Raw genomic sequence first — 14,344 nt, forward strand, 5'->3', positions numbered from 1 at the left:
TGCTTGTGACTTTGTTCTCTCACACAAATCGAGTATCGAACGATACTATTTTCAATTATTTTCAATCTCACCGGCTGGAATGATCCGCTCCACAAGAACAGCAAACTCTGCCACGCATATATTTTTAAAGGTAGGAGCAGAAACTGCGCTTGATAGCTGTTTGCCCGTCCGTTGGCAACAGTATAAGCAAAGCAAAAATCAACATATCCGGCAATCATGTTTTGATAATCAACGCCCATAAGAGCTTTCTTTTTCAGTCAGTTCGGAAGTGTCCCAAAATTTTAATTTTATCAAATTACTGAATCATATATGATGAACTTCACGCGAAGAAATAAAGTAAAAATCCCCCTCGCCCGACACTCCGCCGGAAAAGGGGGATAATATTTTGCTCAAATGTGTTAAAACCGTGTTATAAAGATAGAAAACAGCCTATTTAAAAGGCAATTTAACTCAATATGGCCGGAACGATTAGTACAGCTTCGCTCCCGCCGGGATCTCATCATCCACCATCAGCAGGTTCAGTCCTTCATAGCCGTCATACTCATACACCGCGCTGATCAGCATCCCTTCGGAATCAATGCCCATCATCTTCCGCGGAGGCAGATTTGTGATGGCGATACAGGTCTTGCCAACCAGCTCTTCCGGTTCATAATAATCATGAATCCCGCTTAAAATTGTACGTTTCCGGTCTGTTCCGTCGTTCAGAGTGAACTTCAGAAGTTTCTTGCTCTTCGGAACTGCCTCGCACGCTTCCACTTTTACAACCCGGAAATCAGACTTGCTGAAGGTATCAAAATCAACGAAATCTTCAAACAGCGGCTCCACTTTCACCTTGGAAAGATCAATCTTCACAGACGGCGCGGACTCTTCTTTTTTATCCGCTTTTTTGCTGTCAGAGCCGCCGATGCTTTTCATTGTCGGGAACAGCAGTACATCACGGATGGCAGCGGAATCGGTAAGAAGCATGCACATCCGGTCGATGCCGAATCCGATCCCCCCTGTAGGCGGCATGCCGATCTCCAGAGCATTCAGGAAGTCTTCATCCGTTGTATTGGCCTCCTCGTCACCCTGGGCAAGCAGTTCTTCCTGCGCCTTAAAACGGGCTCTCTGATCGATGGGGTCATTAAGCTCGGAGTAAGCGTTGGCCATCTCCCAGCCGTTCATGAAGAATTCAAATCTTTCTACATAATCCGGATTTTCCGGTTTCTTTTTGGTAAGTGGAGAGATCTCGATCGGATGATCCATAACAAAGGTGGGCTGGATCAGATGCTCTTCCGCGAACTCCTCAAAGAACAGTGAGAGAATATCACCTTTTTTGTGACGCTCTTCAAACTCTACATTGTGCTCTTTTGCCAGCGCCCTTGCCTGCTCCAGCGTCTCTACCTCATTCCAGTCTACACCGGCGTACTTTTTCACAGCGTCTATCATTGTAATGCGCTCGAACGGCTTTCCAAGATCCATCTCTACGCCATTGTAAACGATCTTCGTTGTCCCCAGGACTTCCTGCGCCACGTGCCGGTACAGATTCTCTGTCAGATCCATCATTCCGTTATAATCGGTGTATGCCTGATACAGCTCCATCAACGTAAACTCCGGGTTATGTCTTGTGTCAAGCCCTTCATTCCGGAAGACACGGCCGATCTCATACACTCTTTCCAAGCCGCCCACGATCAGACGCTTCAGATACAGTTCAAGAGAAATACGCAGTTTAAAGTCCTCGTCCAGAGCGTTGAAATGGGTCTCGAAGGGACGGGCCGCGGCACCTCCCGCGTTGCTCACCAGGATCGGTGTCTCTACTTCCATGAATCCTTCACTGTCCAGATATCTGCGGATGGCGCTTATGATCTTTGATCGTTTGATAAATGTATCCTTCACATCCGGATTCATGATCAGGTCCACATATCTCTGACGGTACCGGATATCTGTATTGGTCAGTCCGTGGAATTTCTCCGGAAGAATCTGAAGACTCTTGGAGAGCAGCGTCACATGGGACGCGTGGATGGAAATCTCACCGGTCTTTGTGCGGAACACTTCACCTTCGATCCCGATCACATCCCCGACATCCAGTTTTTTGAACTCTTTATAGTTCTCCTCGCCTACGCTGTCTCTCGCCACGTAAGACTGGATATTTCCCTTCAGGTCCTGAACGTTGCAGAAGGAAGCTTTTCCCATCACACGTTTGGACATCATACGCCCGGCTACGGAAACACGCTGCCCTTCCAGTTTTTCATAGTGGTCTTTGATCTCCTGGCTGTGATGGGTCTGATCATATTTTGTGATAACAAACGGGTCCTTGCCGCTCTGCTGAAGCTCTGCCAGTTTTTCGCGGCGTACCTTTCTCAGCTGGTTCAGATCCGGTTCCTGTACATTTTTCTGCTCCTGTGACACTTGCTTTTCTCCTTTCTTTTCGTGTACCGCGCTGTTACCCTAATGCGAACGCAGACCTCTTAAAAAATTAAGAGGTCTGTATCATGTACTGTGTTTACTTTGAACGGCTGATCTCAAGAACTTTATACTGAATGTCGCCTGCCTGGGTCTCCACATTGACTGTCTCGCCCACGCTTTTTCCTATCAGTGCCAGTCCCACCGGGGATTCATTGGAAATTTTCCCCTCCAGGCTGTTCGCCTCTGTAGAACCGACGATCTTGAATTCCATCTCTTCATCGTACGTGATGTCGAAAACCTTAACCGTACATCCCACGTTGATTTTGTCGAAATCAACTTCATCTTCCACGACTACCTCAGCGTTCTTCAGGATTCCTTCCAGCTCTTCGATCCGTGCCTCGATATCTCTCTGCTCGTCCTTTGCCGCGTCATACTCCGCGTTTTCAGAAAGATCTCCCTGTTCTCTGGCCTCCTTGATCTTGGCCGCGACTTCCTTTCTCTTGACCACTTTAAGATTCTCAAGTTCATCCTCAAGTGCCTTTAATCCGGCATAAGTAAGTAATCGTTTCTTTGCCTCTGCCATTGGTAACGCTCCTTTTCTTTCTCACTTTCTGTCTATTTTTTACAGGGGAAGCATTGTCCCTGTATACTGTCATTTAAGTCTATTTCACAATTTCAATATTATAACCAAACTCTATAATGATGTCAAGAGATTTTCCAGCTCTTGAAAGGTCACCGCGGCATTGATCTTTCCCCTCAGTTTCGCCGCTTTTGGCAGTCCTTTCGTGTACCAGGCGGCATGCTTTCTCATTTCCCGGACAGCCGGATATTCTCCCCGGTACCAGATCTGAAGCCGGGCGTGTTCCAGGATCATCTGTCGAATCTGATCCGGATCCGGACGCGGGGGAAGCGTTCCTGACTCCTCCCAGCAGGTCATCTCCGAAAATATCCACGGATTCCCCTGCGCTCCCCGGGCAATCATAACCCCGTCACAACCGGTTTGCCTTACCATCTCATCTGCTTTCTGCGGACTTGTCACATCTCCGTTCCCGATGACCGGAATCGAGACGGCCTCTTTCACCTGCCGGATGATATCCCAGTCCGCTTTTCCGCTGTAATACTGCTCCCGTGTCCTGCCATGAACTGCCACGGCGGCAGCTCCGGCTTCCTCAGCGATCCTGGCGATCTCTACCGCGTTCACATGGGCATCGTCGAAGCCTTTCCGTATCTTAACCGTGACCGGCTTTTTTATGGCTTTCACTACAGAGCTGACAATGTCATACACCAGCTTCGGTTCTTTCATGAGCGCGGAGCCTTCTCCGTTTTTAACAACCTTCGGCACCGGGCACCCCATATTGATATCAAGAATGGAAAATGGCCGTTCTTCAATGTACTTCGCCATTTCGCTTAATATCTTCGGGTCAGAGCCGAACAGCTGTAAAGAGACCGGAGTCTCCTCCGGATGGATCTCCAGCAGGCTTTCCGTATTTTTATTATGGTACATGATCGCTTTCGCGCTCACCATCTCCATGCAGAGCAGGCCGGCGCCCTGCCGACGGCACAGCAGACGAAATGGCAGGTCGGTAACACCTGCCATGGGTCCTAAAATGTACCTGTTCTCCAGTTCCACATTTCCTATCTTTAACCGTTTCATATTTTTTATTCTTTCTATGATCATCCCGCGATGATCACATAGCTCTGTTCGAATCTGTCTCCCGGCTCTGCTTTATTGACATTCGGTTTTTCAGAGAGTTCCCTGTCAAATCCCACGTCATCGCATCTTCCCATCCATGGTTCCAGACATACGAAAGGCGCGTCTTTCACGGACCAGATGCCAAAATTGGGAAAGTCTTTACAACGGATACCCACATAAGGAGTTCTGTCTTTCCGGCAGAGCCACACTTCCTCGAACTGGCCGCCGTCAAAGATCAGCGCGTCCCGGGCAAACATTTCCTCATTCACCGGGCAGTATCCCTGATCCAGCTCCAGCTCATACACGACTGACGGATCAGCCGCCGCTTCCCCCGGAGCGATCAGGATATAATCCAGTGTCTTCCTGCCCGGGAAATACAGAAGATAGTCTTCCTTTGTTTCTTTTTCCCCGGCAAAGCAAAACGCGGGATGGCCCCCGATGGTAAAGTACATGGTCTCTTCTCCTGTATTGCGGACCTCCCAGGTTACCTTCAGAGTATTGTTGTCCAGTACATACGTGATGATCAGCTCAAAATCGAAGGGATATACTTTCCTGGTCTCCTCGTTTGAGACAAACAGAAACGAAGCCTGGTCCGCTTTTTCGCTGATGCATCTGAACGTATTATCCCTGGCGAACCCGTGCTGGGAAGTCGGATACTGTTCTCCCCGGATCCGCACCGTATTGTGGTATGTTTTTCCCACATTGGGAAAAAGGACCGGGGAATGTCTCTTCCAGTAAGCCGGATCCCCTTCCCACAAAAGTTCATTCCCTTTCTTTTTGTCATAGATACGTGTCACTTCCGCGCCCAGTTCCGCGATCTCCACATAAAGTCTCTCGTTTTCCAGTTTCATAGTGCTTCCTCTATTCTGAATCCTCGGTCTGTTCCACCTGGATACATTCATCTACCAGATAGTCCAGCACTGCTTGACGCAGGATCGCGTCCTTTAAGACATCCTCGCCTACCTGCTCCTTATATGCCTCCACATCATCTCCCATGCCGGCCTGGGCCGCATACTCAGCCACCTTTTTTCTCAAACTCTTCCTCAGACGGCTCCAGCTTCTGCTTTTCAGCGACCAGTTTTATCGCCTCATCAAGAGCGATGGACTGTTTCACCGCTTCATCCACCTGTTCTTCAAACTGCTCCTCTGTCATATTCATACTGGACATCAGGTATTCTTCCAGTTCCAGTCCATTATACTCCGCCATCTGCTCATAGTAAGACCGCATTTCCGCTTTCTGTTCTTCCAGTTGGTCCTCAGGATACTTTTTCACTTCTGTCTTATCCAGGAGCGCGCTCTGGACAGAAGCGGACAGTTGAGAGTGAAGTGTTTCCTCTGCTTCCTCTTCCAGCTGCCGGCGGATCTCCTCCCGGTACTCTTCTGCCGTCTGTGCCGTCTCGCTGTTCTCCTTCACCCATTCATCTGTCAGTTCCGGTGACACTTTCTCAAAAATATCATTCAGAACAATGTGGAACTGCGCCACCTTGCCGGCCATTTCCGGCGTATAGCTCTCAGGAAACTGCACGGTGATATCAAACTCATCTCCTGTATTATGTCCCTCGATCTGCTCCTCGAACCCCGCGTAATCCTCTGTGGCTCCGATATAGCCGCCGGCCCCAAGCTGAAGTTCCGCTCCCTCGGCCGAGCCTCCGTCAAAAGTCTCTCCATCCAGGTAACCGGTGTAATCGATATTCACCCAGTCTCCGCTTTGAGCGGCGCGTCCTGTGATCGTCTCATTCTGCGCGTCCGCGTCCAGATTGCTCTGGACCGCGTTCTGGACCTCTTCCTCTGTCACTTCATCCGGCTGGTCCGGCTGAGGTACTTCCAGCCCTTTGTACTGTGTTACTGTTACATAATCATTGGAAAGCTGTCCGCTGCAGCCCGCCAGAAGTCCTGCCGCAAGTACGGCTGCTGCCGCCGCGGCGATCATTTTCTTTTTCATAAATGTTCTCCTTTATATTTTTTATCATCATAAAATCTGTATTCCCACTGACCTTACAGAAGCGGTGACAGGAGTCTGGAAAACTGTTCTTTCCCCTTAATAATCAGACTTCTCTCATCATAGACTTTTCTTGTCACATGAGTGCTCTGCGTCATGTCATTCTCAAACGCGCGTTCCAGTTTCTGGACCGTACGCTCACTGTAGATAACCGCATTAACCTCAAAATTCAGTCCGAAACTTCGGATATCCATGTTGGCTGTCCCCACGCACGCCACCATTCCGTCCACACACAATGTCTTGGCATGCAGAAATCCGTTGTTGTACACGTAACATTTTGCCCCGGCCGCGACCATATCTCCTATGTAGGAATAGGTGGCCCAGTAAACAAATGGATGATCCGGCTTGCACGGCACCATGATACGGACATCGATCCCGGACCTGCTGGCGATCTTCAGCGCGTCAAGTATGGATTCATCCGGTATAAAGTAAGGGGTCTGGATATAGACATGATCTTTGGCGCTGTGGATCAGTCTCAGATAATTGTCGTGGATCGTTTTGATCTGTGAGTCCGGTCCGCTGGATATGATCTGGATCGGATCACGGCCTTTCCTCGTGTACTGAGGGATCTCAAACAGATTGTCTTCAAGAAACAGATTCTCTTTAGCCGCATAGTTCCAGTCCAGCACAAAGCGCACAGCCAGAGACGTTACCGCCGCTCCCTCAATACACAGATGGGTGTCCCTCCAGTAGCCGAACTTCTTATCCCTGCCAAGATATTCCCGGCCCACATTAAAACCGCCCACGAATCCGACCCGGCCGTCAATGACCACGATCTTCCTGTGGTTCCGGTAATTCACCCTGAGCTGGAGCTGTCCCAGAAGCGCGGGGAAAAATTCGGCCACCAGAATGCCCTCCCGCTCCAGGCGTTCCCAGTCTTTGTTCTTCATCTTATGGCAGCCCATGCTGTCAAAGAGTACACGGACCTGCACGCCTTCGTGGACCTTCTGGATGAGAACCTTTTCGATCTCATGCCACAGCTCATCATTACGGATAATATAATACTGCAAGTGTATATATCTCTCCGCCTTCTTCATCTCCTCAATGAGGGCACGAAACTTCGCCTTTCCGTCTGTATAGATCCGGACATCGTTGTTGTCCGTCAGCACCGCCTCCCCGGCTTCCAGGTTATATAGGATCAGATCCTTGAATCTCGCCATCTCCGGATTCGCCAGCCGCAGCCGCTTATGATAGATCGTCTCCTCCTGCCGGCGCACGGCGTATTTCAGTTCGCCTTCGATCTCTTTTGCCTTGAACATCCGGTTCTTGTGGAAATCCTGCCCGATAACCAGATACATGATGAATCCCAGGATCGGTATAAAATACAGCAGAAGCAGCCAAGTCCATACCGTCTGCGGAGATCTCCTCTGAAAGAACACAATGATCAGTGCGAAGAGGATATTGATAATAACGATGTTATCCATGATAAACTGGTAAACCGTTATCACTCCGTTCCAAATCATTTCTGCCATAGTAAAACTCCTTTATTTCTGTAAATAGCACGCACATCACGCGGACGGTTCCGCGCGGACACACTACTATAACAGTATACTCGTTTCCCCCTTCAAAAGTAAACCCTAAAATACAGTTGCTCTTGCACTTGCCGCCAAACAATGATACAATACTACATGCGCAAAATTCGCCTTCAGCATCCCGGTGCTGCGGGTTTGCAGGACCAATAAATTTTAAAATCAGGAGGATTTTACAGTGAGTACTGGCACTATTGTATTTATCGTGGTTGTCGTGATATTGATCGGTCTGTGTATCGGACTCTATATCTTTGGAAAAAGAGCCCAGAAAAAGCAGGCCGAACAGCAGGAACAGCTGGATGCTGCCGCACAGACAATGAGTATGCTTATTATTGATAAAAAGAAAATGCGTTTAAAAGAGTCCGGGCTCCCGGCCATTGTTCTGGAAAACACTCCAAAACTTCTGAGACGGACCAAAGTTCCTGTTGTAAAGGCAAAGGTAGGCCCAAGGATCATGACACTCATGTGCGAAGACAAGGTATTTGAAGTAATTCCCGTAAAAAAAGAGATCAAAGCCGTAGTCAGCGGCCTCTACATAACAGGGATCTTAAGCGTCAGAGGCGGATCCATCGAGGCGCCGCAGAAAAAGAAAGGATTCTTCCGCAGAAAATAATCCCGAAAAATAAATTCTCCGCTCTCAACTGAGGACGGAGAATTTTTTATTCTCTTTTGACATGATGTTCATTTTAATCTTACAGTCCGCCAGCGGCTCATGATTTACGTCCAGCTCATAATCCACCAGCACATCGATCTTGTCTTCCTCCACGCTGATCTCCATCTTCCGGGTATTGATGCCGACCAGCATCTGTCCGTACGGCGTACGGTAATAAGTGAGATTCTTTTTATTTTTCTCAAAGATCATATGGGAACTGGAGAGCCCGCTCTTCATGATCTCCACACTGTCCTCTCCGGTGATCTTGATCTTGTTTTTTATGGTCCCTGCCATGCCTTCCAGCACCTCATCATAGATGATATAATGCTTTCCGTTGCGGCAGTAATAATTTGCCGGGGTCACCACTTCAATGGCGTCATCCCCGCTCTCACGGCCTTCCAGGGGTTCATTCATAATATCAATATGTTTTCCTGAAATGCTGACAAGCACATCCTTTGTCATCTGCGCGAAATCTCCTTGATCAAAATTCTCCTGCCGCCGGTCTGCCGCTCAGTACTCTCCCCCGGTCAGTATGCCTCAATATTCACCACATTTGTCGTAGGGACATCAAAAGGCATAACTGTATTCGCAAACCTGCGGAACTTTTCCGCGGCATCGCTTACATAGAAAGAATACCGGCTGTGTTCCGTGGTCCCGCCGTCATTCTCTATTCCCTTCTCCTTCAACAGTTCCTTAAGATCCATGGCGGTCTCATAGGCGGGATTGACGATCTGGATCCGCTCTCCCATATAATCCCGGATCCTGGAACGCAGAAGGGGATAATGCGTACATCCCAGTATCATGGCGTCAATGTCCGTGTTCCGCATCGATTCCAGATAATACTCGATCACTTCCTGTGTGACAATATGATCTTTGAACCCTTCCTCCACAAGCGGCACAAAAAGAGGGCATGCCTTCTCGATCACCGTGATATCCGGCGCCATCCCATGGATGATCTTCGTATACATGCCGCTCTGGACTGTGGCGTCCGTTCCCACCACTCCGATCTTCCGGTTCCTGGTGGCTTCCACCGCCGCCCGCGCACCGGGAATGACCACTCCGATGACCGGAATGTCGAATTCATCTTTTACCGCGTCCAGCGCCAGAGCGCTGGCCGTATTGCAGGCGATCACGATCGCCTTCACCTGCTTTGTCTTCAGGAAGCGGATGATCTGTTCCGAAAACCGTATAATGGTATTCTGCGACTTGCTGCCATACGGAACACGGGCAGTGTCCCCGAAATATATAATATTCTCATCCGGGAGCTGACGGGAAATCTCTCTTGCCACCGTCAGCCCGCCCACGCCGGAGTCAAATACACCGACCGGCGCAGCCTTCCTGTTTTCCTTACTCACGTTTTCGCACTCCCCTGGACTTTTCTGCCCCTGCTCTGTGATTTACAGCGCCAGAGTCTTTGCTACATTATACTCGTACTGAGAAATTGACTTCTTCATCGCCAGCGCTTCTTCGATATCGTAATCAACAAACTTACCGTTTCTGTAACCTACAACCCGGTTGGACTTTCCTTCATAAAGAAGGTCAACAGCCATCGCGCCCATTACAGACGCATAAACTCTGTCCTTGCACGTGGGGCTTCCGCCGCGCTGCATGTGCCCGAGAACAGTGGCTCTCGTCTCAATACCTGTTGCTTCCTCGATCCTCTTCGCCATATTAATAGAATCTCCGATTCCCTCGGCATTGATAATGATATAGTTCTTCTTACCGCGCTTTTTATTCTCCATGATATCATTGATAATGTCCTGCTCATTGAAATCATGCTCTTCCGGCATCAGGATACGCTCCGCGCCATTAGCGATGCCGCACCACAGAGCCAGATATCCCGCGTCACGGCCCATAACCTCGATAATACTGCAGCGCTCATGGGATGTGGATGTGTCACGCACTTTGTCTATAGCCTCCATGGCTGTATTCACCGCGGTGTCAAATCCGATGGTGTAGTCTGTACAGGCAATGTCCAGATCGATTGTTCCCGGGATGCCTACCGTGTTGACTCCCAAGTTCGCCAGCTTCTGAGCTCCGGCGAAAGAACCGTCTCCGCCGATGACCACAAGTCCGTCAATCCCGTATTTCTTACAGATCGCCGCCGCCTTCTGCTGTCCTTCTACTGTGCGCATCGTCTTGCAGCGGGCTGTCTGGAGGATGGTTCCTCCCCTCTGGATCGTATCGGATACATCCCTGGCTGTCAGGTCGATGATCTCCTCCCTGAGAAGTCCGTGATATCCTCTGCGGATCCCCCGCACCTTCAGCCCCTTGGAGAGAGCTCTTCTTACCACGGCACGGATCGCCGCGTTCATGCCCGGAGCGTCTCCACCGCTGGTAAGCACTCCGATCGTACGCACTCTGTCCTCAATCTCTTCCAGATATTTTTCCTTGTCTACTACTTCTGTAACCTTTTTCTCTGCCATGTCTTCTTCACCTTTCCTTTAAATCAGATAACAAACTGTCCAGCCCCTGAATCATAGATTTCATCTTATAGAAATTTTTAACATTTTTGAAATTATTCTACCCCATTTAGAAGTGGTTTTCAATAGCTTTTTCCACCACTTTTACACGGCTTTCCCCGAAATGATTCATCAGTCTGCCCAAAATCTGCTGATTGATCTGGATATTCCGGTTTTTGGGCAGCCGTTTTACCGCGCGTTCCTTCGCACAGTAGATGACAACCTCGTCCTCTCCTTCCGAATCCGCCAGGTATCCGTATACGATCGGCTCTTCGTCCAGCCAGGTCGCTTTGTCGGGGAACTGGATCCACAGTTCCTTCTTTGTCCGCTCAAACGGGATCACTTTCTCACAGATCAGTTTGCTGGCCTTTTCGTCCTCCTCAGATACCCGGCCCCGGATGAACACTTTATTATCCACTTCCAGATATTCCCGGTTACTCTCATAGTCCCTGGGAAATACAACGACTTCTACCGTTCCCATCAGATCTTCCACTGTGACAAAAGCCATCATCTGGTTGGTCTTTGTATGCTTGACCGTCTTATCCGTGATCATCCCTCCTATGATCTCCTTTGCCCCGTCGTGGACTTTCGTGCGTCCGGTCTCTTCGTCAGGCTGGAAATCAAGGGTCGTGGCCGAGATCACGCTGCGCCATTTCTCCTCGTATTCCTCCAGAGGATGGCCGCTGATATAGATGCCCAGCACCTCTTTCTCGAAAGCCAGAAGATTCTCTCTGGAGTATTCTCCCACGTCAGGCATCCGGATCTGGAATTCCTGTTTCTGTTCCTCAGGCACCATATCAAACAGGGTCATCTGGCCGGCCATGGAATATTTCTTTTCCTGGTTCACATGCTCCACGATCTGGATATAAATGCTCATAAACTGTTTTCTTGTCCCGCCCAGAGTATCCAGAGCTCCTGCCTTGATAAGATTTTCTATAGTCCTTTTATTGAATGCCTCCTTCTCAGAAAGCCGGGTGATGAAATCTTCCAGATTTTTAAAAGGCCCGTAAGCCTCTCTTTCTTCCAGCATGGCCTGCACGATCGGACGTCCGATACTCTTGATCGCGGCCAGCCCGTAACGGATATTGTTCCCGTCGACAGAGAAGTCTGCCTCTCCTTTATTAATATCCGGAGGAAGGATCTGGATATTCATCTGACGGCAGGTATAGATATATTCTGCCACCTTTGACGGATTTTCAATCACGGAAGTCATCAGGGCCGCCATGAATTCTACCGGATAGTAATATTTCAGCCAGGCAGTCTGGTAAGCCACTACCGCATAGGCGGCCGCGTGGGATTTATTAAAGGCGTACTTGGCAAAATCGATCATCTCGTCATAGATCTTATTGGCTGTCTTTTCGTCGATCCCGTTTTTGATACAGCCTGGCACATTTGTCTCTTCATCGCCGTAGACAAAGATCTGCCGTTCCTTCTGCATGACATCCGCCTTTTTCTTGGACATGGCCCGGCGCAGAAGATCGCTTCTCCCCAGAGTATAGCCGGCCAGATCCCTCACGATCTGCATAACCTGCTCCTGATACACGATACACCCGTAGGTGGGTTCCAGGATCGGCTCCAGCTGCGGGCAGTCGTAAGTGATGGATGACGCGTCATTCTTCCCTCTGATATACTGAGGGATAAAGTCCATGGGGCCCGGACGGTACAGGGAAATCCCAGCGATCACGTCCTCCAGGCTGTGGGGTTTGAGCTCCTTCATGAAGCTCTTCATCCCCGCGCTCTCCAGCTGGAAGATCCCGTCTGTCTTCCCGGTCCCTATATAGTCAAATACTTTCGTGTCATTGTAGTCCAGCTTTTCTATATCTACCGAAGGATCTTTCCTGCAGGCCATCTGCACGGCGTTCTGGATCACGGTAAGTGTCCTCAGACCAAGGAAATCCATCTTAAGCAGTCCCAGTTCCTCCAGCGTGGTCATAGTAAACTGCGTGGTGATCGTCCCGTCCGCCGCCCGCGAGAGAGGGACATACTCATCCACAGATTTCTGGCTGATGACCACCCCGGCGGCATGCATGGAACTGTGCCTGGGAAGGCCTTCCAGACGTTTTGCCATGTCGATCAGATTTTTCACCTGTCCGTCATTCTCATAGGTCCTTCGAAGTTCAGGATTCTCTTTCAAAGCCCTGTCGATCGTGATATTCAGTTCCTGTGGAACCATTTTGGCGATGGAATCCACAAACGCATAGGGAAGATCCATAACTCTTCCCACATCACGGATCACGCCTCTTGCCGCCAGCGTTCCGAAAGTAACGATCTGCACGACTCTGTCTTTCCCGTATTTGCGCACGACATAATCGATCACTTCCTGGCGCCGCTCAAAGCAGAAATCCACATCAATATCAGGCATGGATACACGCTCCGGGTTCAGGAACCGCTCGAACAGCAGCTGATAGCGGATCGGATCGATGGTCGTGATCCCCAGACAGTAGGAGACAATGCTCCCGGCCGCCGATCCCCGGCCCGGTCCTACCGCAATGCCGTGGTCCTTCGCATATTTAATAAAATCCCACACGATCAGAAAATAGTCCACATACCCCATATTTCTGATAGTATCCAGCTCGTAGGCAAGACGGTCCTTCAGCTTTTGCTCAGGCTTTCCATACCTCGCTTCCAGCCCCTCATAGCAAAGCTTCTGGAGATATTCCCAGGAAGTAAACCCGTCGGGCACATCATATTTGGGCAGCTTGGTCACGCCGAATTCAATCTCCACCGAACAGCGGTCCGCGATCTTCTGGGTATTGGACAGCGCTTCCGGCGCGTACGGGAACAGACTTTCCATCTCCTCCGGAGATTTCACATAGTACTGGCCTCCCTCATAGCGCATCCTGTTTTCGTCATCCAGCTTTTTACCGGTCTGGATGCACAGAAGGATATCGTGCGCTTTGGCGTCCTGAGCATACGTATAATGAACATCGTTGGTAGCTACAAGACCGATGCCGGTCTCCCGGGACATTTTTATCAGCTGCTGGTTCACAAGGGTCTGATCCGGCAATCCGTGATCCTGAAGCTCAAGAAAATAATTGTCCTGCCCGAAAATCTCCCGGTACTCCAGTGCCGTCTTTTTCGCTTCATCATACAGGCCCTTGACGACATATCTCTGTACCTCTCCGGCCAGGCAGGCGCTCAGAGCGATGATCCCGGTATGATATTCACGCAGCAGCTCCTTGTCCACACGGGGCCTGTAATAATACCCGTCCACAAATCCCCTGGACACGATCTTCGTCAGATTGGCATAGCCTTCATTGTTCTCGGCCAGAAGCACGAGATGATAGTACCTGTCTTCCCCGCCTGTCACCTCACGGTCAAACCGGGAGTGAGGGGCCACATAGACCTCACAGCCCAGGATCGGATTGATGCCCTGCCGCCTTGCCTCTCTGTAAAAATCGATCACGCCGTACATGACGCCGTGATCCGTGATCGCCGCGCTGTTCATTCCCAGCTCTTTCACCCGGGACACATATTCTTTTATTTTATTGGACCCGTCCAGCAGACTGTACTCTGTATGGACATGTAAATGTGCAAAACTCATCTCTCACCTCTGCCGCGCAGGCAGGAAATCTCTTTTCTGCCTGATGACCGCTGTCTGTATTGATCACTGTATCGAAAGAT

Annotated in this window: 12 protein-coding genes; 1 reads left to right on the forward strand and 11 read right to left on the reverse strand. The window is 49.8% G+C overall.

Annotated elements, in window-relative coordinates; genetic code table 11:
* Window positions 1-468: 468 nt before the first annotated feature.
* The 7 genes from lysS to cls all read right to left on the reverse strand — a co-directional run bounded on the left by lysS (window position 469) and on the right by cls (window position 7,549).
* Window positions 469-2,388, reverse strand: coding sequence for a lysine--tRNA ligase (gene lysS, locus BQ7367_RS03320; protein ID WP_072524212.1), 1,920 nt, complete (start codon window positions 2,386-2,388; stop codon window positions 469-471).
* Window positions 2,389-2,482: 94 nt separating this feature from the next.
* Entirely contained in the window at window positions 2,483-2,968 is a 486-nt protein-coding gene (greA, locus tag BQ7367_RS03325) for a transcription elongation factor GreA (protein WP_072524213.1), read from the reverse strand.
* 111 nt (window positions 2,969-3,079) lie between these two features.
* Window positions 3,080-4,039 (reverse strand): tRNA dihydrouridine synthase DusB, encoded by a 960-nt coding sequence (gene dusB, locus BQ7367_RS03330; RefSeq protein ID WP_072526045.1) that lies wholly within the window; start codon window positions 4,037-4,039, stop codon window positions 3,080-3,082.
* A gap of 20 nt (window positions 4,040-4,059) precedes the next feature.
* Entirely contained in the window at window positions 4,060-4,929 is an 870-nt protein-coding gene (locus tag BQ7367_RS03335; RefSeq protein ID WP_072524214.1) for an aldose 1-epimerase family protein, read from the reverse strand.
* Window positions 4,930-4,939: 10 nt separating this feature from the next.
* Window positions 4,940-5,101 carry a hypothetical protein gene (locus BQ7367_RS14720; RefSeq protein WP_235837528.1) on the reverse strand — a complete coding sequence of 54 codons (162 nt, stop codon included), beginning with the start codon at window positions 5,099-5,101 and terminating at the stop codon, window positions 4,940-4,942.
* On the reverse strand, window positions 5,094-6,020 hold the full coding sequence (locus BQ7367_RS03340; protein ID WP_235837529.1) for an FKBP-type peptidyl-prolyl cis-trans isomerase: 927 nt from the start codon (window positions 6,018-6,020) through the stop codon (window positions 5,094-5,096). Before BQ7367_RS03340 ends, BQ7367_RS14720 begins: the two co-directional genes overlap by 8 nt.
* Before the next feature lie 53 nt (window positions 6,021-6,073).
* Entirely contained in the window at window positions 6,074-7,549 is a 1,476-nt protein-coding gene (gene cls / locus BQ7367_RS03345) for a cardiolipin synthase (protein WP_072524215.1), read from the reverse strand.
* A gap of 235 nt (window positions 7,550-7,784) precedes the next feature.
* On the opposite strand from cls, the gene BQ7367_RS03350 reads away from it, so the two are divergent.
* Window positions 7,785-8,219, forward strand: coding sequence for a hypothetical protein (locus BQ7367_RS03350; protein ID WP_072524216.1), 435 nt, complete (start codon window positions 7,785-7,787; stop codon window positions 8,217-8,219).
* A 24-nt stretch (window positions 8,220-8,243) separates the two neighbouring features.
* On the opposite strand, the gene BQ7367_RS03355 is transcribed toward BQ7367_RS03350, so the two are convergent.
* The 4 genes from BQ7367_RS03355 to BQ7367_RS03370 all read right to left on the reverse strand — a co-directional run bounded on the left by BQ7367_RS03355 (window position 8,244) and on the right by BQ7367_RS03370 (window position 14,264).
* The gene (locus tag BQ7367_RS03355) at window positions 8,244-8,720 is read right to left on the reverse strand and encodes a YwiB family protein (protein ID WP_072524217.1); all 477 of its coding nucleotides are present in this window, start codon (window positions 8,718-8,720) and stop codon (window positions 8,244-8,246) included.
* Between the two features lie 65 nt (window positions 8,721-8,785).
* Complete coding sequence (gene murI, locus BQ7367_RS03360) at window positions 8,786-9,613, reverse strand: glutamate racemase (protein WP_072524218.1); 828 nt, start codon at window positions 9,611-9,613, stop codon at window positions 8,786-8,788.
* A gap of 42 nt (window positions 9,614-9,655) precedes the next feature.
* Complete coding sequence (gene pfkA / locus BQ7367_RS03365) at window positions 9,656-10,684, reverse strand: 6-phosphofructokinase (RefSeq protein WP_072524219.1); 1,029 nt, start codon at window positions 10,682-10,684, stop codon at window positions 9,656-9,658.
* Window positions 10,685-10,790: 106 nt separating this feature from the next.
* Window positions 10,791-14,264 carry a DNA polymerase III subunit alpha gene (locus tag BQ7367_RS03370; RefSeq protein ID WP_072524220.1) on the reverse strand — a complete coding sequence of 1,158 codons (3,474 nt, stop codon included), beginning with the start codon at window positions 14,262-14,264 and terminating at the stop codon, window positions 10,791-10,793.
* Window positions 14,265-14,344 lie beyond the last annotated feature (80 nt).

The sequence above is a fragment of the Clostridium sp. Marseille-P3244 genome (genome assembly GCF_900120155.1).
Taxonomy (GTDB): domain Bacteria; phylum Bacillota; class Clostridia; order Lachnospirales; family Lachnospiraceae; genus Mediterraneibacter.